Genomic DNA, 21,137 nt, shown 5'->3' on the forward strand with positions numbered 1-21,137 from the left:
AAAAACCATGCTGCAGCGTATTCACTGGCTTAACACCACCCCCCAGCCGCTGTGGAATGCGCAGCGCAGCAAGCTGATTGAGCAACAGGCGCTCAGCCAGCCCCAGCACCCCAGCCTGATGGAGCGCGCCGGCCTGGCCATCGCCCAGCTGGCCTGCGCGATGGCACCGCACGCACGCCAGGCCTGGGTGCTCTGCGGCCCCGGCAATAACGGCGGCGACGGTCTGGTAGCCGCGCGCCACCTGGTGCAGCGCGGCCTCACCGTCTGGGTACACTGGCTCGGCACACCGGATGCATGCAGTGCCGACAGCAACAGCGCCTGGCAGCAGCTGAAACCCTACCCTGTGCACTGGCTTACCCCCGAAAACATTCCCACCCTGCAAGCCGATGACATCGTCATCGACGCCCTGCTCGGCCTGGGTCAGCAAGCACGCCCGGGCAGCTCCAACTCATCACTGCAGACACTGCTGCAGCACAGCTACGCCAGCCCTGCACACGCACTGGCAGTGGATGTACCCACCGGCCTGGACACCGACAGCGGCGCATGGCTCCCCGGCTTTACACCTCCTGCACACTGGCAACCCAGCAGCCGCCACACCCTGAGCCTGCTCACCCTCAAGCCAGGCCTATTCACCCACCATGGTCGTGACGCCTGCGGACAGATATGGTGGGACGATCTGGCATGCAGCGACACCCTCCAGCAACACCCACCCACCGCCTGGCTCAATGCCACACCCACGCACATACAGCGCCACCACAACAGCCACAAAGGCAGCTTTGGCGATGTACTGGTCATTGGCGGCGCCAGCAGCATGGCGGGAGCAGCCATCCTGGCCGCCACAGCCGCCCTGCACCACGGCGCTGGCCGCACACTGCTGCACCTGCTTGCCCCCAATACCAGCTGCCACCGTACCATCGCCCCCGACCTGATGCAGCCGGACGCCAGCAGCACCCGCGCATTGCTGGGCAGCGCGACCGTGGTGTGTGGCTGCGGCGGAGGCAGCGCCATTCATGCATGGCTGCCTGAAGTGCTGCAGCAGACACCCCGACTGGTGCTGGATGCCGATGCACTGAATGCCATCGCGCAGGATGCTTCTCTGGCAACCGCCCTGCAGGCACGCCGCGCGCGGGGGCAAGCCACCATCCTCACACCCCACCCACTGGAAGCCGCACGGCTGCTGCAACAAAGCACAGCAGATATTCAAGCCCATCGTCTGCAAGCTGCACAGACGCTGGCTGAACGCCTGCAATGCACGGTGGTCCTCAAGGGCTCAGGCAGCATCATTGCCAGCCCAGCGCAAACGCCACACATCAACCCCACCGGCAACGCCCGCCTGGCCATTGGCGGCACGGGCGACGTACTGGCCGGCATGGTCGCCGCACGCTGGCAGCAGCAGCCATCAACGCACCTGGCGGCCTGCGAAGCCGTGTGGGAGCACGGCGCTCTGGCCGAAAACTGGCCCAGCACCCAGCCACTCACCGCCTCTGCACTGGCCTGTACGCCATGGCAGGTTATATAAAAAAGTGAGCTGCCAGCGCTTACTACATCTGTATTTCAGATACAAAAGCATCTGAAAACAAGCATATTCAAGCGCTAACAGCTCACTTATTAAGAGCTATCAGTCTGAAGCCAGGCTTAACGGCGCTTTTTGCCCGACTTGGCCACCGGCTTACCCTGCGGCTTGACTGATGCTTTGGCGGGATTGCCTTTCTGCCCACGCACAACACCAAAGCCTGCCGCAGCCACTGGATCTACCCAGGCACTGCCACCGCTTTTGGGTGATGCAGCTGCTCCGCGCTTTTTACCTGCCTGAGGGCGGGCGCGTGGCGCTGGCTCTGCATAAGCAGGCACCGCTTCCTGCGCTTCGCGGCGTTCATGCCGCGCGGCGCGCTGGCGGCCGCCACCACTGCGTGCAGACGCGGCAGCCATGGCTTCATCCTGCACGATGCGAAAGTCAATCTTGCGCCCATCCAGATCCACACGACTGACCTGCACCTGCAAGCGAGAGCCAATCGTGTAGCGCACGCCCGAGCGCTCGCCACGCAGCTCCTGGCGCTGCTCATCAAAGCGGAAGTAGTCCCCACCCAGCTCGGTGATGTGCACCAACCCTTCCACATACATGGCATCCAGCGTCACAAAAATGCCAAAGCTGGTGACCGCCGTGACCGTGCCCGTAAACTCCTCGCCCAGGTAGTCACGCATGTACTTGCACTTGAGCCAGGCTTCCACATCGCGGCTGGCTTCATCGGCACGACGCTCATTGGCACTGCAGTGCAGACCGGCGGCCTCCCACCCCTGCAGCTCGGCCTGCGCCAGCTTGCTGCACGGCTTGATCTGCGGCTCGGTCACACGGCTGGCCAGACGCTTGGCCAGCTTTTCCTGCGCCTCACCGGGCACAGGCAGCTGGGGCAGCTTGTACTTGACGTCATGCAGAATGGATTTGATGACGCGATGCACCAGCAAGTCCGGATAGCGGCGAATCGGGCTGGTGAAGTGCGTATACGCATCAAAGGCCAGACCAAAGTGGCCGCCGTTGTCGGGTGTATACATGGCCTGCATCATGGTGCGCAGCAGCATGGTGTGGATTTGCTGCGCATCCGGACGCTCCTTGGTCGCATCCGCAATCGCCTGGAATTCCTCAGGGCGCGGTGAATCACTGACGGACATGTTCACACCAATGGCCTTGAGGTAGCCGCGCAGCAAATCAATCTTCTCTGCCGAAGGCTTGTCATGCACGCGGAATAGCGCCATACGGCCGTTTTGCTTAATAAAGTCTGCCGCGCAGACGTTGGCAGCCAGCATGCACTCTTCGATCAGACGGTGCGCATCATTGCGCGTGCGGGGCACGATTTTTTCAATGCGACCGCTTTCATCGCAGACGATCTGCGTCTCCACCGTATCAAAGTCCACAGCTCCGCGCTGCTTGCGCGCCTCCAACAAAGCGCGGAACACGCCGTGCAAGTTCAACAGATCAGGCACGCGCTCCTTGCGCTGCGAAGCTTCCGGGCCACGGGTATTGGACAGAATCGCCGCCACTTCCGTATAGGTAAAGCGCGCATGGCTGTGCATCACACCGGGGTAGAACTGATAGGCATGCACCTCACCCTTGGCGGTGATCAGCATGTCGCAGACCATGCACAGGCGATCCACATCAGGGTTGAGCGAGCACAGGCCGTTGGAGAGCTTTTCCGGCAGCATGGGAATCACACGGCGCGGGAAGTACACACTGGTCGCGCGCTCGTAGGCATCCACGTCAATCGCATTGCCGTTTTGCACATAGTGACTCACATCGGCAATCGCCACCAGCAGACGCCAGCCCTTGCTGCGACCGACCTTGGCAGGCTCGCAGTACACAGCATCGTCAAAGTCGCGCGCATCTTCGCCATCAATGGTGCACAGCGGCACATCGCGCAGATCAATGCGACCCTTGCGATCCTTGGCCATCACCTTTTCCGGCAAGGCCTTGGCTGCCGCCAGACAGGCTTCCGAGAACACATGGGGCACGCCGTACTTGCGCACCGCAATTTCAATTTCCATGCCGGGGTCATCCATCTCCCCCAGCACTTCCAGAATGCGGCCTACAGGCTGACCAAACAGGGCTGGAGCCTCGGTCAACTCAACCACCACCACCTGCCCCGTCTTGGCCTGCCCCGTTGCCCCCTGAGGCACCAGTACATCCTGACCATAGCGCTTGTCTTCGGGCGCCACCAGCCAGACGCCGCTTTCCTGCAGCAGGCGGCCAATCAAGGTCTTGGTAGGCCGCTCGATGATCTCCACGATATGCCCTTCCGGGCGGCCGCGCTTGTCCTGGCGAACAATGTGCACGCGCACGCGATCCTTGTGGAGCACGGCACGCATTTCGTTGGCGGGAATGTAGATATCGGCCTCGCCATCGTCACGAATGACGAATCCATGACCGTCTCGATGCCCTTGCACCGTTCCTTCAATTTCCTTGAGCGAATTGCGCGAGTTGGTGCGTGGGTCCATTTTTTTGCTATACAATCTAAATCTTTCCTGAAAGCCCAGGTGGCGGAATTGGTAGACGCACTAGTTTCAGGTACTAGCGGGTAACTCCGTGGAGGTTCGAGTCCTCTCCTGGGCACCAAGTTTAACGATAACTGGCAACAGTATCGGCGAACAAAAAAAGTTTGCAAATTTCATTTTTTGCCATCTTTTTTGTGAGTAGAATTCAAGGCTTCAGAGAAAAATTTGAAATTTTTTGAAACTTCTTGTTTCAGGAAATATCAGCCCAGGTGGCGGAATTGGTAGACGCACTAGTTTCAGGTACTAGCGGGTAACTCCGTGGAGGTTCGAGTCCTCTCCTGGGCACCAAAATTTGCGATGCCTGCTTGTTCAGCAGGCATCAACAAAAGCAAATTGTTGAGTGCTACCTCACTTATTTAAAAACAATTTGTCTTTTGCCCAGGTGGCGGAATTGGTAGACGCACTAGTTTCAGGTACTAGCGGGTAACTCCGTGGAGGTTCGAGTCCTCTCCTGGGCACCAAAATTTGCGATGTCTGTTTTGCAGGCATCAACAAAAGCAGGTTGTTAAGTGCTACCTCACTTACTAAAAAACAACTTGTCTTTTGCCCAGGTGGCGGAATTGGTAGACGCACTAGTTTCAGGTACTAGCGGGTAACTCCGTGGAGGTTCGAGTCCTCTCCTGGGCACCAAAATTTGCGGCATTTGTCATGCCAACAGATATGGGTTGTGAAGTGCTACCACACTTCTTATAAAAATCAGCTCTTATTTGCCCAGGTGGCGGAATTGGTAGACGCACTAGTTTCAGGTACTAGCGGGTAACTCCGTGGAGGTTCGAGTCCTCTCTTGGGCACCAGACAAGCAAAGGTCATTGCAAGCAATTGCAGTGACCTTTTTTGTTTTACCCCTCCTTCACAACATCCAGACCATAAAAAAACCACCTGTGCACAAAGCACAGGTGGTTTCAGAGGAGGTGCAGCGGCAGCGCCTTATTTGCGCAGCAGCACCTTCAGCACATTCTGCAGGCGACGCGCAACTGCATCAGCGTATGCCGTTGCCAGAACGGCTGCCACGTCCTGTGTCCAGGTCTGCTCGGGTGCAGGTGCGTTGCGACGCGTGAGCAGCTGCAGTTGCAGCATGCGACGCGCAGACAGATGCTCTGCAGGCGTAGATACATCCGCTGCAATCTCCAGACGCAGCAGCGCCTCGGCAGCATCACCTGTAGCTGGTGTACCCAGCGCCTGCTCCCAGGCCTTGCGAGCCTGCGCGTTCATCTTGGCACCCAGCTCCTGCGCAGCAGGCAGCAGGGCTGCATCACGCTTGCTCCAGGCATCCATCAGCTTGCTCAGGGCTTCGCCGTGCGCCTGCGCCGCCAGCTTGCGCAGCGCATACTGCGCAGCCTCCATGGCATCGCGCTGTGCACGGAATGCAGCATCACCCAGACGAGGCGCACGCTCGGCACGTGCAGGACGCACATCCTTGCGAGCAGCAGGCTTGGCCGCCACAGCTGGTGCTGCTTCTTTCTTGGCACCAGGGCGATCATCACCACGCACAGCCACCACCGCCTTGGATGCAGCATTGGCCTCCACCACAGGCGCAGCTTCTGGCTCTGCTGCCACAGGCGCTGCCTCTGCAGCAGGATTGCGCACAGCATCTTCCAGCGCTGCCATGGCCGCACGGATTTGCTGCACATCACCGCCGGCATTGGCTGCCTGCAAAGCCTTGGCAGCCTCCAGCACAGCACGGTCGTGTGCAGACAGATTTTCTGCAGCAGGCACACGCACACCGCGCTCTACGCTCTTGCGGCTAAAGGCTTCGTCCAGCGGCTTGCGGAAGGTGTCCCACAGCTTTTGCTCGAACTTGCGATCCAGCGGCACCGCCTGTGCTTCCGCCTGCCAGCGCTGCTGCAGTGCCTTGATGGCATCAATACGCAGTGCAGCTGCCTGCGCCAGCTCCTGGGCTTCGGCAATCATGGCATTGCGGCGCTCGACACTTGCCTTTTGCGCAGCCTTGAGCGGCGCTTCCGCAGCCGTCATAGCCTGCTTGAAAGCAGTCTGCAGCTCTGCAAACACCTTCTCGCCCACATGGCCGCTTTCGCGCCAGCGTTCAGCAAACTGGCGCAAGGCGCGCGCCATGCCCTTCCAGTCCTGGCTGCTCTGTTGCTGCTGGGCCCATGCCTTGATTTCATCAATCAACGCCAGGCGTGCTGCCTTGTGCTGCGTGGATTCTGTACGCACGCGCTCCAGCCATGCTTCCACTTGCTTGTAGGCAGTATTGCAAGCCTCATCAAACTTTTTCCACAGCGCATGGTTAGGAATAGCACCCTGGTCTGCCTGCTTCCACTGCTCACGCAGCTGGCGCAGGGATTCCTGCAGCTTGCGGCCACCCAGTGCCTGTCCTTCAGGGCGTGCGCTCAAAGCTTCTGCCTTGGCAATCAGCTCTTCACGCAGACGGTCTACTTGCTGGGGTTGCCAGCCCTGTGCATCACCAGCAGCAAGCAGCTGTTCATGCACCTGCTGGGCAACCGCCTGATCCAGCCAGCGGCCATGTTGCTTCAACACTGCACGCAGGGCTGCAATAGCCTCAGCCTTTTGTTCTGCAGAGGCTTCAGCCAGTGCCTTGAGTGCTGGCAGCACAGCCTGAACTGCTGCCTGCTGCTTCTGTGCCATGTCCTGCTTGGCTGGCTTGGCCGCTGCTGCGGGCTTGCTGGGGACGGCTGCCGCCAGCTGAGAAGGCAGACCACGCGCCACACGGATTTCATCAGCCCACACGGGTACGGGAGGCAGCTCAGCGTTTTCGTCAGCTGCAGCGGCCTGCGTCACAGCCAGGGCCGACTGGAATGCTTCCCAGACCACCAGCAATTGCGCACGCGATGCCTCCAGCAGCGGAGGGAAACGGTCATTGACACTGCTCCAGCTGGCATCATTGGTGAGCACCTCGGCCTGTGCCTGCCAGTGCGCGACATCATTGACCAGACCTTCCTGCGCTGCTTCTGCGGCCTTCCACGACTTGGTGGACAGCACTTCAATGCGCTGAGCCAGCAAGACAGCCGCTTCACGCTGCACCTGCACACGGTGCTGCAGGTCTTCAATCGTCTTGATGCGCTCGGCCAGCTCCTGCTTCAGAGCAGACAGTGGCTCGCGGGACAGCGGAGCGCCAGCCTTGGCTGCATCGCGCTGCCACGCCACGGCTTCCGCGACATTCAGGGTTGCACCGGCGAGCAAAGCACGGGCTTTCTCAGCCCATTCCACAGCGATGACTTCCTGCTCTTTGGCACGGCGAATGTCATCCATGCGTTCGCGCACCAGACGTGCCACGCTTTTGTCGCGCACGCTCAGTTCTTTGAACACCTCTTGCAATTGCTCACTGGATGGCTGGGAAGCCAGCCACTCACGGATGCAGGCAGCGCGCTCGCCGGATGTAGCGGCCGAGAACGCACCACCAGTCAGTGCATCCAGCGGATGAACCTCTGTGTGCTTGGCTGGGGAGGCATTCATTTCAGGTGCGTCGGACATTTTGCTGCAAATAAATTAGAGATCATGAAATAGGAAACAGCCCTTCATCCCGCAAAGCATGAAGGGCTTGGTGTCATGTGCGAGCAGGCTGAAGCAGCACACTCACACGCATACAGGTATTTTCGCTGCTAATTGAACAGATCCAAAGCATCACTGGGTACAAATGTGTCACAGCATGGCAGGGTTGAGCACACTTCATGCCTGCATACACGGTAGATTCAGGCGCTTTGTTTCAGTGCCACGCTGTCCAGCCACACCGGAACAGCCTCAGCAGCCATGGGCTTGGCAAACAAATACCCCTGCAGAACCCGACAACCCTGCTCTGCCAGCCAGCTGGCCTGCTCCTCGGTTTCCACGCCTTCTGCGACCACGGTCATATTGAGACTGGTGGCAATATTGAGCACGGAGCGTGTGAGCGCACTGGCAGCAGAGCTGCTCACCACATCCTGCACAAAGCTTTTGTCGAGCTTGAGCTCGGAAATGGGCAGTCGATGCAAATAGCTCAGGCTGGAGTAGCCCGTGCCAAAGTCATCCATGGACAGACGAAGCCCCATCGCATGCAAGGCCTTGAGGTTTTCCAGCGTCACGGGGCTGTTGTCCAGCATGACGCTTTCCGTGATCTCCAGTACCAAATCACTGCTCTGTAGCCCGTACTTGTGCAGGGTGAACTGCACCTGCTGCGCAAAACCCTGCGCATGAAAGTTGTTGGTAGACAGGTTAACCGCTACATGCGGTATAGGCAGCCCTTGCTTGCGCCACTGCGCCAGCTGCGAGCAGGCTGCATCCAGCAGCCATGCGGTGAGCGCATGAATCAGGCCACTGTCTTCTGCCACGGCAATAAAGCGCGCGGGTGACACCCAGCCCCACTCTGGATAGTGCCAGCGCGACAAGGACTCCAGCCCATACAGCACAGGCGTCTCCGGATGGCGCACCTGGGGCTGAAAGTGCAGCTGCAAGTCACCATTGGCCAGTGCAAGGCGCAGCTCCCGCTCCATGTCTGCGCGCTCCTGGCTGATCTGCCCCAACTCAGGGCGATAGCGCTCCCACAACTGACTCCCCTGGCTTTTGGCGGCATACATGGCCTGGTCTGCATGGCGCAGCAGGGTTTCAATATCAGTGCCGTCTTCGGGATATGCGCACACGCCAATGCAGGCATTGGGCAGGGTCATGACGCCGTTGATGCTGAAAGGCTGTGCAATGGCGTCGAGCAGATGCCTTGCCAGCTCGGGAATCTGCGCCTCTGTGCAACAGGGCATGAAGACCACGAACTCATCGCTGGACAGGCGGCCGATGATGTCCTCCGCCCTGGTGCACTGCGTCAGCCGGTGTGCAACCTCACACAGCAAGGCATCGCCCGCACCATGACCCATGCTGTCATTCCAGTATTTGAAGCGATCCAGATCCAGATAAAAGAGCAGGCCTTGCTGGCCGCGTGTCGTGTGCAATGCCTGCTGCGCACATTCATTGAACATGGTGCGATTCGGCAAACGTGTGAGCGAGTCGTAATAGGCCAGCTGCCGGATACGCTGCTTGCTGGCATCGCGCTCCATGGCGATGGCCGTCAGGTGCAAAAAGGCCTTAACCAGCTGCTGGTGCAATGCATTGGGCACACGTGGCGTATCAAAGTACAGCGCAAACGTGCCAATTACTTGGTTGTCATGGTTCTTGACGGGGCAAGACCAACAGGCACGCAGCCCTGCTGCCAGAAACGGTGCGGCGTACAAGCGCCAGTTGGGGTCGCTGGACAAATCCTGACTGACCACTTCGCTGCCCAGATATGCGGCCTTGCCGCAGGAGCCTACATCTGGGCCGATGCGCAGACCGTCGATCAAGCAGGTGACGCCCTCTGGCAAGCTCGGCGCCGCCAGCGAATGCAAGGCACCATCCTGTACAGACAGGATGCTGACATGCACGTCTGGCAAGATTTCCTCCAGCGAGCAGCACATATTGCGCATGAGCAGCGCCAGGGGCTTTTCATGCACGATGTCTTCCAGCACCTCCCTTTGCAGGGCTTCAAAGCGCTTGGTAAATCCAATGTCCGTGAGCACGATGACCTGCGCACATGCCTCATTGGCATGCACCGGCTGCCGGTTCAGGTTGTTCACCATAGCCGCCACCCACAGGGCTGCCCCATCACGGTGCTGCAGCAGCAACTCACCGTTAAAAGCTCCATGACACTGCAGCTGCTCCAGGATGTGTGTATCCAGCTCGGGGCCGGATGCCATGAGCTTTTGCAGCGGCCTGTGACCCTGCATATCAGCCAGCGTATAGCCCGTCAGACGCGTGAAACCGTCGTTGATGGCAACGGTATTGAAATGATCATCCGTGATGAGCCAAGCACTGTCGCTGCTTTGCAGTGCTTGTAACCAGACCTCAAGGTCTGTGGCTGGCATCCTATGTGTCATCAAACAGTTCCAAGAAATAAAAGTCAAGAATTGGCAGTCAGCGTCCCTCCATGGAAGCCGTGATTCTCGCAGGCATAATCATTGTCCATGAGCGGCAATACTTTCGGAACCCTTTTTACGGTCACCAATTTTGGTGAATCGCACGGACCAGCCATTGGCTGTGTTATCGACGGCTGTCCCCCTGGATTGCCGCTGGCAGAGGCAGACATCCAGACCGATCTGGATCGCCGCCGCCCCGGCACCAGCCGACACGTGACCCAGCGTCAGGAAGCTGATCAGGTCGAAATCCTGTCCGGCGTGTACGAAGGCGTCACTACAGGCACACCGATTGCACTGCTGATTCGCAACACCGATCAGCGTAGCAAGGACTATGCAAATATCGCGCAAAGCTTTCGCCCCGGTCATGCGGATTACGCTTACTGGCACAAATACGGCGTGCGCGATCCCCGTGGTGGTGGCCGCTCTTCCGCGCGCCTGACTGCACCCACCGTAGCAGCCGGCGCAGTGGCCAAAAAGTGGCTCAAGCAAAAGTTCGGCACGGAGTTCCGCGCCTGCATGACACAGCTTGGCGAACTGCCTATTGCGTTTGAGAGCTGGGAGCATGTGCCCCACAACCCGTTTTTTGCCCCAGCAGCGGATGTAGAAGCGCTGGAAGCGTACATGGACGCACTGCGCAAGTCCGGCGACAGCTGCGGCGCGCGCATTCGCGTGCAGGCCACGGGCATGCCCGTGGGCCTGGGCCAGCCCTTGTATGACAAGCTCGATGCCGACATCGCCTACGCCATGATGGGCCTGAACGCCGTCAAGGGCGTGGAGATTGGTGCGGGCTTTGCCAGCGTGGCCCAGCGCGGCACGGTGCATGGTGACTCCATGAGCCCCGAAGGCTTTCGCACCAACCATGCTGGCGGCATTCTGGGCGGCATCAGCACCGGGCAGGACCTGGAAGTCTCGATTGCCATCAAACCCACCAGCTCCATCCTGAGCCCCCGCGAATCCATTGATGTGCATGGCAACAGCACCGAAGTCATCACCAAGGGCCGTCACGACCCCTGTGTAGGCATTCGCGCTGCGCCGATTGCCGAGGCGCTGCTGGCACTCGTGGTCATGGACCATGCGCTGCGCCACCGCGCACAGTGTGGCGATGTGCACCAGGAGCCCGGCCCCATTCCGGCATCTGCTTCTTAAAAAAGAGCTGCCAGCGCTGATCAACACTTGATTTCAGATATAAAAGCATCTGAAATCTATGAATAACCAGCGCTGGCAGCTATAGTTTTTAAAGCCCTCAGCAATAACAAAGGCCGCATCAGCGGCCTTTGTCTTTTCTGCATGACGTGTCTTTATGTACGCACTTCATCCACGAGGTGCTTGAAGTCATCAATATCCTCAAAGCTGCGGTAGACGCTGGCAAAGCGGATATAGGCCACCTTATCGAGCTTGCGCAGCTCATGCATGACCAGCTCGCCAATGTGGCTGGACGCTACCTCGCGTACACCGGCGTTCAGCAGCTTCTCTTCCACATGGTCAATCGCTGCATCGACTTCGGCCGAAGCGACTGGACGCTTGCGCAGCGCCAGCACAAACGAGGCCTGCAGCTTGTCGTGGCTGAATTCCGTACGGCGGCCATCTTTCTTGACCACGGTCGGAAAGCTCACATCGGGGCGTTCGTAGGTGGTAAAGCGCTTGGCACAGCTCAGACACTGGCGCCTGCGGCGAATGAAGGCCCCCTCTTCACCCATGCGCGTTTCCACGACCTGGGTATCCATATGGTTGCAAAAGGGGCACTTCATAGGGCTGCGGATTACTTGTAGACGGGGAAGCGGGCTGTCAGCTTGGCCACTTCAGCGCGTACGCGTGCCAGTGTGGCTTCGTCGCTGGGGTTTTCCAGCACGTCAGCCACCAGGTTGGCAGTGATGCGCGCTTCTTCTTCCTTGAAGCCACGGGTGGTCATGGCAGGTGTGCCCACGCGGATACCGCTGGTCACGAAGGGCTTCTCGGGGTCGTTGGGGATGGCGTTCTTGTTGATGGTGATGTGCGCCTGGCCCAGAGCCGCTTCAGCAGCCTTGCCAGTAATACCCTTGGAACGCAGGTCCACCAGCATCACATGGCTTTCGGTACGGCCAGACACGATACGCAGACCGCGCTCGGTCAGGGTATCAGCCATGACCTTGGCGTTCTTCACGACTTGTTCCTGGTAAGCCTTGAATTCAGGCGACTGTGCTTCCTTGAAAGCCACAGCCTTACCAGCGATCACGTGCATCAGAGGGCCGCCCTGCAGGCCGGGGAAGATGGCGCTGTTGATGGCCTTTTCGTGCTCAGCCTTCATCAGAATCACGCCGCCACGGGGGCCGCGCAGGCTCTTGTGGGTGGTGGTAGTGACCACGTCAGCATGAGGCACGGGGTTGGGGTAGACGCCAGCAGCGATCAGACCTGCGTAGTGGGCCATGTCCACCCACAGGATGGCGCCGACTTCCTTGGCGATCTTGGCGAAGCGTTCAAAGTCGATACGCAGGGCGTAGGCAGAAGCGCCAGCCACGATGATGCGGGGCTTGTGCTCACGCGCCAGCTTTTCCAGCTGTTCGTAGTCGATCTCTTCCTTGTCGTTCAGACCGTAGGCCACGGCATTGAACCACTTGCCAGACATGTTCAGCGCCATGCCGTGGGTCAGGTGACCGCCTTCGGCCAGGCTCATGCCCAGAATGGTGTCGCCGGGCTTGGCAAAGGCCATCAGCACAGCCTGGTTGGCCTGAGAGCCGGAGTTGGGCTGCACGTTGGCAGCTTCGGCACCAAAGATGGCCTTGATGCGGTCAATGGCCAGCTGCTCCACCACGTCCACGTGCTCGCAACCACCGTAGTAGCGCTTGCCTGGGTAGCCTTCGGCGTACTTGTTGGTCAGCTGGGAGCCCTGGGCTTCCATCACGGCGGGCGAGCAGTAGTTCTCGCTCGCGATCAGTTCGATGTGGTCTTGCTGGCGCTGGTTTTCAGCCTGGATGGCAGCAAAGACTTCTGGGTCGACGATCTCGACGGTATTGGTGCGTTGGAACATGAGTTTGGCAGTCCTGTGAACTTGTATTCCCTTGGAAAAGGGCTGCCCAGGCGAACGGCTGAAACGCCCGAACAGACTGGGCGGTACGCTCCCCGGTGGTTGGCAGGGCTGACAGGCCCTGCAGCGATTCCACGTCAGTGCAAGGCAGTGGAAAAACTGCTGCACCTATCGCCAGTTGCGTACCCTGTAAGTGTAGCCCAGCCGCCATACCCTAGAAACAACAATGCACAAGCACTGCAGAAGCTCTGGGCTCTACGCGTGCCTGTGCATTGGGGCGCAGCAGGGGTCTATGGGCAATCAGAGGTTGGAGCTTGCCACCACCTGAGATGCTTCATCCTGGGTACGGTTCACCGCCACGGAAGCGGGGCCTTCGGTCTCTGCGGCCTTTTGTTCAGCAGCAGCTTCGCCCTCTTCCATCTTGATCGGGGTGATCTGGCGCTTGGCCACCAGGCCTGGGCGCACGGTGGTTTCAGGCGTGGAACGACCTGCTACCTGACGCATGCGGCTGTGCTCAGCCAGCACCTTGGCAACATAGCCACCGTCATTGCCATGGTTGGCAGCACCGACGTAGTACTTGAGTGCACCTTCCACCGAGCCGGTGATCTGCATGTACTCACGCAAAATCGACGCCCCCACACGCAGATTGCTGATGGGGTCAAACGCGGCATGGTTGCCGCCAAAGTTGTCGTATTTCTCGGTGTGCACACGCGTCATCACCTGCATTAGTCCCTGCGCACCGACAGAGCTTTGGGCAAACGGGTTAAAGCGCGACTCGATCGCCATCACGGCCAGCAGCAGTGTGGGGTCGATCTTGTACTGCTCACCAATCTGGTAAGCCTCTTCCACCAGCGCACCAATGGGCTCAGGTGCCACGCGGTACTTTTTGCTGATCCAGTACGCAACAGCGGCCTGGTCTTTCGGCAATTCCTTGGGGTTCACAGCCGTTGCGCGCTCAATCGCGCTGGGCTCGGGTGTGACCCCGACCACAGCAACATGCCGCTCCTGCAGCCAGGTGCGCAGCTGTGCCTCGCCTTGCTGACGCAACTCAGGTTGCGCAAACAATGCGATAGCAGCAAATGCAACAACCAGACCGATGAGGGCAAAGCTGTTGTGGGTAATTTCAAGAAAACCCTCGGCGATGTCTGACGCTATCGTGCGTACAGAAGCCGCCCAGTTTCCTGACTTGGACATGGCGTTTCCTTTCTCGAGGCTGGATATAGGCCGCAGAGGGCGCACTGGCAAACCAGCCTGGGTTCGATAGCTACTGTCATCTCATGCAACACCCCAGCGCCTTGGGGGCATGAGCATCCGTCAACGAACGGACTGAGCAAATGCGAAGACGAACCGTGTTGTGGTTCGAAGTGGGCGGATTCTATGTTTCGCCCAAATTACCAGTCAACACTTTTAAATAAATTTAATATGATTTTTTCTTATTTGAGACGCTTTATCGACCACAGCAGACGTCAGAAATCTAGGTAAAAACCATGATTTACGAGTGCTACGCCCACTTATAGCGCCATTCAAGCTTTTCTGTTTGATTTTTCCAATAAAGTGATTGATTTAATCAATAAAGCAGCAAAAAACAGGAATTTTGTGGCTCAACAGCACCAAAAAGCGTACGCAATCGGCTGTGCATACACGAAAAAATGGCCTGCAAACTCTGTCTGAGGCTTGCAGGCCGGTCGTAGATCAGGAGGCGTTTTTTTCCTGTTCAGGCCAGTCGCGGATATAGGCCTTGAGCAATTTGTTCTCAAAGTTCTGGCTTTCCACCACGGCCTTGGCCACGTCATACAGGCTCACCACACCGATCAACTGGCGCTTGTCCATCACGGGCATGTAGCGCGCATGGTGGTCCAGAATCATGCGGCGCACTTCATCCAGCTCGGTTTCCGCTGTGCAGGTCAGCGGCGCATCGTCCATCACCGAACGCACACGGGTGGTGCCCAGGCTACCGCCGTTTTTGGCAATGGCCTGAATGACCTCGCGGAAAGTCAGCACGCCTACGACATCACCGTGCTCCATGACCACCAGTGAGCCCACGTCTTTTTCAGCCATCACGGCCACGGCATCTGCCAAGGCATCATCTGCCTGCGCCACATACAGGCTATTGCCTTTGAAGTGGAGAATGTCGCTCACTTTCATTGGTAGATCTCCAAAACCAAGTCTTTGTCCATGTGAACAAATATAGCCCACATCGACGGTGCCTCAACAACGCAAAGCCACAAGGCTTGCATCTTGCCCCGCAGCATTCAAAAAAATAGCGCTTTGCGCTGATGAAACCTTGTTTTCACAATATTTTTGCGTTCAATTCCATATCCAAGCAGCCTGAGGCGCTCTTTGCTTTGTAGCAGACGGTATCCTGCGTCACCAAGGCGCTGACCGCCCACAGCTTCTGTGCCAGCATTGCATCCACTCATACCTATATAGATCTATGGAGACATTGCAATGCCCGGCTATAGCGACCCTGGCTTTGACACCCTGAGCCTGCATGCAGGCGCGCAGCCCGACCCGGCCACGGGTGCACGCGCGGTGCCAATTCATCTGACCACGTCCTTTGTCTTTGAATCCAGCGACCACGCGGCCAGCCTGTTCAACCTGGAGAGACCGGGCCACGTCTACAGCCGCATCAGCAACCCGACCAATGCCGTGCTGGAGCAGCGCGTAGCAGCGCTCGAAGGCGGCATTGGCGCAATTGCCGTAGCCAGCGGCCAGGCCGCCCTGCACCTGTCCATTGCCACGCTCATGGGTGCGGGCAGCCATATCGTGGCGAGCACGGCACTGTATGGCGGCAGCCAGAACCTGCTGCACTACACGCTGCGCCGCTTTGGGATTGAAACCACCTTTGTCCAACCCGGAGACATTGACGGCTGGAAGGCCGCCATCCGCCCCAACACCAAACTGTTTTTTGGCGAAACCGTGGGCAACCCGGCGCTGGACGTGCTGGACATTCCCACCGTCTCGTACATCGCGCACGAAGCGGGTGTGCCGCTGCTGGTGGATTCCACGCTGACATCGCCGTGGCTCATCAAACCCTTTGAGCATGGGGCGGATCTGGTCTACCACTCAGCCACCAAGTTCCTCTGCGGCCACGGCACGGTGATAGGCGGCATCGTGGTGGATGGCGGCAGCTTTGACTGGGAAGCCTCGGGCAAATTCCCCGAACTGACCGAGCCCTACGACGGCTTTCACCACATGGTGTTCAGCGAAGAGAGCACGGTGGGCGCCTTTTTGCTGCGCGCACGCCGTGAGGGGCTGCGCGACTTTGGCGCCTGCATGAGTCCGCACAGTGCCTGGCTGATCCTGCAGGGCATTGAGACCCTGCCGCTGCGCATGGAGCGGCACATGAAGAACACCGAAAAAGTGGTGCAGTTCCTGGCCACCCACCCCATGGTCGCCCGTGTGGGCCACCCCATGCTGGAATCCCACCCTTCGCACCGCCTGGCGCAAAAACTGCTGCCGCGCGGCGCGGGCTCGGTGTTCAGCTTTGATATTGCAGGCAACCGCAACCAAGGCAAGAAGTTCATCGAGACGCTCAAAGTCTTCAGCCATCTGGCCAACGTGGGCGACTGCCGCAGCCTGGTGATCCACCCGGCCAGCACCACACACTCTCGCATGAGCGATGAAGCGCTGGCACAGGCTGGCATCGGTCAGGGCACGATTCGCCTGTCCATTGGCCTGGAAGATGCGGACGACCTGATCGACGACCTCAAGCGTGCGCTGAAGGCGGCAGAGAAAGCCGCCTGAAATTCATAACAAAAACAGCCACTAGCGCTTATCTATATTGCGGAGACAGCTATGTTTTTTAAAGTCAATGACTCACAGCTTTACGCCTACACCGGCGGCAGGCCTTTTGATGCCACCAAGCCCACCGCCATCCTGATTCACGGCGTGCTCTGCGACCACAGCGTCTGGGCGCTGCAAAGCCGCTATCTGGCCCACCACGGCTGGAATGTGCTGGCCATAGATCTGCCCGGCCACTGCCGCAGCAACGGCGCTGCCCCTGACAGCGTGGAAGCCGCAGCACACACCATCGCCCAGCTCATGGATGCCGCTGGCCTGCAGCAGGCGGCCTTGGTTGGCCACAGCTGGGGCAGCCTGATTGCACTGGAAGCTGCGGCACAGCTCGGCCCACGCGTGAGCCATCTGGCCCTGGTCGGCACGGCATATCCCATGAAAGTCTCTGCTGCCCTGCTCGAAAGCGCACAGCACACGCCGGAAAAAGCGATTGCCATGATTCAGACCTTCTCGCGCGCCACGCTCTCGCCGCCCAGCGGTGCGGGCAGCTGGGTCCATGGCGCGGGCATGGCGCTGGGCCGCCGTGTGCTGGCGAGCAACCACAACACCAATCTGCTCTACACGGGCTTCAAGGCCTGCGACAGCTACGCCAACGGCGAGCAAGCCATTGCCGCCGTGCAGTGCCCTGTTCTGTTTGCGCTGGGCCAGCAGGACCAGATGACACCGCCCAAAGCCGCACAAGGACTGATCAATGCCGCCAAGGCGGCAGGCAAGCAGGTGCAAACGGTGATGCTGCCCATGGGCCACAACCAGATGACAGAGGCACCCGACGAAACGCTGTTTGCGCTGCGCGATTTTCTGACACAGCCTGTCAGGGCCTGAGTTACGGGCTGAAGTTTTTCGCAACCCTGCCGATACAGGCAGCAACTGCATCGCACCAAGTCTAGGTGGATGTCAAAAAGCCCCGGCTGCAGCAGCAACCGGGGCTTTCGTTTTGGAGCATGCAGCGGGCTGATTTAAGCCACGCGGCGCTTGCCGTACAGCCCTTCAATATCTTCCGCGTAACGCTCCATGACCTGCTTGCGCTTGACCTTGAGCGTAGGCGTGAGCAGCTGGTTTTCCACGCTCCAGGGCTCCATGCTCAGCAACAAAGCACGGGGCTGTGCGTAGCTGGGGAAATCGGCGCTCAAGGCCTGCAGACGCTTGAGCACGGTCTGAACCACTGCAGGCTGGCGCAGGGTTTCCAGGCTCTGCCCATCCCAGCCCTGCTCGGCCGCAAGCACGGCCCAGTTCTCGGCATTGAGCACAGCAATCGCGCTGACATAAGGGCGGTGATCGCCCAGCACCATGATCTGGTCGATCAGCGGATCAGCCAGCAGGGCCAGTTCCAGATCGGCGGGCGAGAGCTTTTCACCCGTCGATGTCACGATGATTTCCTTCAGGCGCCCCATCAGGCGGATACGACCACGCACCAGCTCGGCCTGGTCGCCCGTACGCAGCCAGCCGTCTTCGGTAAAAGCAGCGGCCGTGTCTTCAGGGCGCTTCCAGTAGCCCTTCATCACCGTGGGGCCACGCACCTGCAGCTCGCGCTGCTCACCAATGCGTACCTGCACGCAGGGCAGTGGTTCGCCCACGGTGGCGGGGTCATTGCTGTCCGGCGTGACCACGGAAATCACAGGCGTGGTTTCCGTCATGCCATAGCCTTGCAGCAAGGTCACACCCAGCGCCAGGAACACCTTGGCTGTGCTGTGTGGAATGGCTGCGCCACCGGTAATCGCCATGCGCACACAGCCACCAAACAGGTTGGCAATCTGCTCCGACAGCGCAGGGTAGGCCGCAGGCGCTGGCGTGCCAATCAGGCTGGCGTCGTGCTTGTGCAAGTCCGTAATGCCCTGGCGTGCACAGAAGTTGGCCCAGCCCCACTCCACGCAGCGAAAGAAGGCTTCGCGCTCATCCTCAGGGCCTGCCAGCACTTTTTCCAGCACCTTGGCATGGGCGCGTTCGTAGATGCGCGGCACACACACGAGGATGGTGGGCTTTTCAGTCTGCATGTCCTGCATCAACAGTGCTGCCGAGCGCGCATACGAGGTGCAGGCGCCGCAGGCAATGCTCAGGTAGTAGCCGCAGGTGCGTTCAAAGGTGTGCGACAGCGGCAGGAATGACAGAAAGCGGTCGTCTTCATTGGGACCCAGACGATCGACAAAATCCGTCACGTCTGCCAGCACGTTGCCGTGCGTGAGCATCACGCCCTTGGGCTTGCCCGTGGTGCCCGAGGTGTAGACGATGGCCGCCACATCTTCTCGTTGCGGCAGGGCGGGGGCAGGTGCATCTGCCAGCGCTTCGCCTTCCTGCAGCCACTGCGCCAGGCTGAGCACGCGGGGTTCGCCCGGCTGGGCAGGTACATCTTCTGGCAAATCAATGACCACCACCGTACGCAGGCTGGCCATGGCGTATTCGGTGCCACGCACGCGCTCCCACTGGCTCAGGCTGGACAGCACCAGCAGGCTGATTTCTGCATTGTCAAAAATGTAGGCAATGCTGGCGGGGTTATCGGTGCTGTGCACGGGCACCGCAATCGCTCCAATCTGCAGGGCCGCCTGGTCCATGCACATGGCATATATGCTGTTGGGCAGCCAGATGCCCACACGGTCTGCATGCACAATGCCGCTGCGCTGCAAGGCACAGCGGTACTGCATCACGGCTGCTCCCACTTCGCCCCAGCTCAGCTGCTTCCAGGGCAGGTCTTTGCCCACAGATTCACGATAGGCTGGCAGTGCCGGGCTGGCAGCAACACGTGCCTGCAACATATGGGCCAGGCTGGCTTGTTGCCATGGTGGAGAGACAGTTACGCTCATACGAGATAAAAATAAATGCACCAGAGCACAGCCTAAGGCCGTGCTCCAAGCGTACGTGTAGGTTGACAGGGAATTGGCCAGCAGGCCGGACCTGCGCAGGTCTGCTGCTTCTCATCCAGAGATCCATGCCAGATGCTGCATGCCATACGCATACTTCTGTTCTGACACACCAAGGTAAAAGGCCTTGGTAGTACTGCAGCATGACATCTATGCTAGCGAACACTTACCAAGGCCTTTTTGCTTCCAATAAAGAAGCATTTAGCGCTTATCCATCAAGGGTTTACGCCATAAAACACCAATATTTTACCTTGGCAAGCCCAGACCTGCAGGCGCTGGCACGCCAGCCTCAGCCGGCAGCACCTGGCGCAGCGCGCACTCTGCCCACCCGCTTTGCTGCCACAAGGTCGCTGTACTTTCCGTCTGCGCAAGCAACATGTGCTCCATCAGCGGTGCAAGCAAGGTCGTATCCGGGTCAGCCAGCAGCACAAAGCAGGGCTCGCCTTCTTCCAGATAAGCCGTGCCACTGGCAGGCATGGCCGCCACCCAGCGCAGGCTCGTCAAAGCGCCAAGTGCTGCTTCCAGCTGCAGCTTGCTCACGCGCAGTCGCTTGGCCAGTACGCGCGCAGACAGACCACGCTGAGGCTGCGTGCGCAGGGGGTCGAGCACTGCAATAGCTTCCAGCGCCAGCGCCAGCTGCCAGCCCGCATGGCGCATATCACGTGCAGAACCCGCCAGCAGACCGGGCAAATAGGCGGCAACGACGGCACCGAGCAGAAAGATGATCCAGCAGGTGTAGATCCAGATCAGCAAGATAGGCAGCGTGGCGAACGTGCCATAAATGGCCGAGTACGTGGGCACTGTGGACAGATACATGCCCAGCGCCGTCTTGGCCAGCCCCATGCCGATCGCCACAAACAGACCACCCGCCCAGGCATAGCGCCACTTCACCGGGGTATTGGGCACGAAGTGGTATAGCGCCGTCATGGCTGCGGACAGCAACAGGAACTCCAGTGAATTAAAGGCTACCTGTGCGCTCTCCGGCAGCACTGCCACCAGCCCACGCGAGGCAGAGAGCACATAGGACGTGGTCGCAATGCTCAGCCCCATGAGCAGCGGACCAAACGTGAGCACGCCCCAATAGATCAGCAGCCGCTGCCCCAGTGGACGCATGCGGGGCACGCGCCAGATGCGGTTGAGGGTCTTGTCCATGGTCAGAATCAAGCTGACCACGGTGAGCAGCAAAAAGGCCAGCCCCACAATACCCAGCTGACTGGCCTTGCTGGCAAACTGCGTCAGATAGTCAATCACCTGCTCGGCAATCTCTACGGGGATCAGCTTGTCGATCAGCCAGGTCTGCAAGGTTTCCTGCAGACGCCCAAAGCTGGGGAAAGCCGTAAACACGGCCAGCAACACCGTGAAAAATGGCACCAGCGCCAGCAGCGTCGTGAACGTAAGACTGCTGGCTGTCAGGCCCAGCTGGTCTTCACTGAAGCGTTGCTTGAGGATGTGCAAGGTATTGCGCCAGGGAAATGTGCGCAGCATTTGCCCCAGCTGAACCAGCCGCTGGCGTGCACGGTGAAAAATCTCAGACATGGGCCGTAT

Annotated in this window: 13 protein-coding genes, 5 tRNA genes and 1 riboswitch; of the genes, 9 read left to right on the forward strand and 9 right to left on the reverse strand. The window is 59.3% G+C overall.

All coding sequences use genetic code 11. The annotated features are described in order from the left end of the window. The first annotated feature begins 7 nt into the window (after positions 1-7). Complete coding sequence (locus tag F7P80_RS04470) at positions 8-1,519, forward strand: NAD(P)H-hydrate dehydratase (RefSeq protein WP_151043066.1); 1,512 nt, start codon at positions 8-10, stop codon at positions 1,517-1,519. A gap of 116 nt (positions 1,520-1,635) precedes the next feature. Here F7P80_RS04470 and rnr read toward each other — a convergent pair whose 3' ends face one another. Next, positions 1,636-3,987: a ribonuclease R gene (gene rnr, locus F7P80_RS04475; protein WP_151043068.1), complete on the reverse strand. Its 2,352-nt coding sequence runs from the start codon at positions 3,985-3,987 to the stop codon at positions 1,636-1,638. 33 nt (positions 3,988-4,020) lie between these two features. Between rnr and F7P80_RS04480 the strand changes: the two genes are divergently transcribed. The 5 genes from F7P80_RS04480 (at position 4,021) to F7P80_RS04500 (ending at position 4,838) form a co-directional block, all read left to right on the forward strand. Next, a tRNA-Leu gene (locus F7P80_RS04480) sits at positions 4,021-4,105 on the forward strand. 142 nt (positions 4,106-4,247) lie between these two features. Continuing rightward, a tRNA-Leu gene (locus F7P80_RS04485) sits at positions 4,248-4,332 on the forward strand. Between the two features lie 88 nt (positions 4,333-4,420). Continuing rightward, a tRNA-Leu gene (locus tag F7P80_RS04490) sits at positions 4,421-4,505 on the forward strand. A gap of 84 nt (positions 4,506-4,589) precedes the next feature. Further along, positions 4,590-4,674, forward strand: a tRNA-Leu gene (locus F7P80_RS04495). A 79-nt stretch (positions 4,675-4,753) separates the two neighbouring features. Then, positions 4,754-4,838, forward strand: a tRNA-Leu gene (locus F7P80_RS04500). A 133-nt stretch (positions 4,839-4,971) separates the two neighbouring features. On the opposite strand, the gene F7P80_RS04505 is transcribed toward F7P80_RS04500, so the two are convergent. Next, on the reverse strand, positions 4,972-7,497 hold the full coding sequence (locus tag F7P80_RS04505; protein ID WP_151043070.1) for a DUF349 domain-containing protein: 2,526 nt from the start codon (positions 7,495-7,497) through the stop codon (positions 4,972-4,974). A gap of 218 nt (positions 7,498-7,715) precedes the next feature. Beyond that, positions 7,716-9,902, reverse strand: coding sequence for a sensor domain-containing protein (locus F7P80_RS04510; RefSeq protein WP_249041376.1), 2,187 nt, complete (start codon positions 9,900-9,902; stop codon positions 7,716-7,718). Between the two features lie 87 nt (positions 9,903-9,989). Between F7P80_RS04510 and aroC the strand changes: the two genes are divergently transcribed. Then, positions 9,990-11,087 (forward strand): chorismate synthase, encoded by a 1,098-nt coding sequence (aroC, locus tag F7P80_RS04515; RefSeq protein ID WP_058879793.1) that lies wholly within the window; start codon positions 9,990-9,992, stop codon positions 11,085-11,087. A gap of 152 nt (positions 11,088-11,239) precedes the next feature. Here aroC and nrdR read toward each other — a convergent pair whose 3' ends face one another. From nrdR to F7P80_RS04535, 4 genes are all read right to left on the reverse strand, one after another. Continuing rightward, positions 11,240-11,689 (reverse strand): transcriptional regulator NrdR, encoded by a 450-nt coding sequence (gene nrdR / locus F7P80_RS04520; RefSeq protein WP_054066849.1) that lies wholly within the window; start codon positions 11,687-11,689, stop codon positions 11,240-11,242. Between the two features lie 11 nt (positions 11,690-11,700). Then, positions 11,701-12,945: a serine hydroxymethyltransferase gene (glyA, locus tag F7P80_RS04525; RefSeq protein WP_054066848.1), complete on the reverse strand. Its 1,245-nt coding sequence runs from the start codon at positions 12,943-12,945 to the stop codon at positions 11,701-11,703. 37 nt (positions 12,946-12,982) lie between these two features. Next, positions 12,983-13,134: riboswitch (ZMP/ZTP riboswitch) on the reverse strand. A 108-nt stretch (positions 13,135-13,242) separates the two neighbouring features. After that, complete coding sequence (locus F7P80_RS04530) at positions 13,243-14,136, reverse strand: lytic transglycosylase domain-containing protein (protein ID WP_151043072.1); 894 nt, start codon at positions 14,134-14,136, stop codon at positions 13,243-13,245. 498 nt (positions 14,137-14,634) lie between these two features. Then, positions 14,635-15,087 (reverse strand): CBS domain-containing protein, encoded by a 453-nt coding sequence (locus F7P80_RS04535; RefSeq protein ID WP_054066846.1) that lies wholly within the window; start codon positions 15,085-15,087, stop codon positions 14,635-14,637. A 303-nt stretch (positions 15,088-15,390) separates the two neighbouring features. Here F7P80_RS04535 and F7P80_RS04540 point away from each other — a divergent pair, with 303 nt between their 5' ends. Beyond that, on the forward strand, positions 15,391-16,689 hold the full coding sequence (locus F7P80_RS04540) for an O-acetylhomoserine aminocarboxypropyltransferase (protein WP_151043074.1): 1,299 nt from the start codon (positions 15,391-15,393) through the stop codon (positions 16,687-16,689). Between the two features lie 51 nt (positions 16,690-16,740). Continuing rightward, the gene (locus F7P80_RS04545; RefSeq protein ID WP_054066844.1) at positions 16,741-17,562 is read left to right on the forward strand and encodes an alpha/beta fold hydrolase; all 822 of its coding nucleotides are present in this window, start codon (positions 16,741-16,743) and stop codon (positions 17,560-17,562) included. A gap of 134 nt (positions 17,563-17,696) precedes the next feature. On the opposite strand, the gene F7P80_RS04550 is transcribed toward F7P80_RS04545, so the two are convergent. Beyond that, complete coding sequence (locus tag F7P80_RS04550; protein ID WP_151043076.1) at positions 17,697-19,535, reverse strand: AMP-dependent synthetase/ligase; 1,839 nt, start codon at positions 19,533-19,535, stop codon at positions 17,697-17,699. A gap of 303 nt (positions 19,536-19,838) precedes the next feature. Next, positions 19,839-21,128, reverse strand: coding sequence for a YihY family inner membrane protein (locus F7P80_RS04555; protein WP_151043078.1), 1,290 nt, complete (start codon positions 21,126-21,128; stop codon positions 19,839-19,841). Positions 21,129-21,137 lie beyond the last annotated feature (9 nt).

Source organism: Comamonas kerstersii (assembly GCF_008801935.1).
Taxonomy (GTDB): Bacteria; Pseudomonadota; Gammaproteobacteria; order Burkholderiales; family Burkholderiaceae_C; genus Comamonas; species Comamonas kerstersii.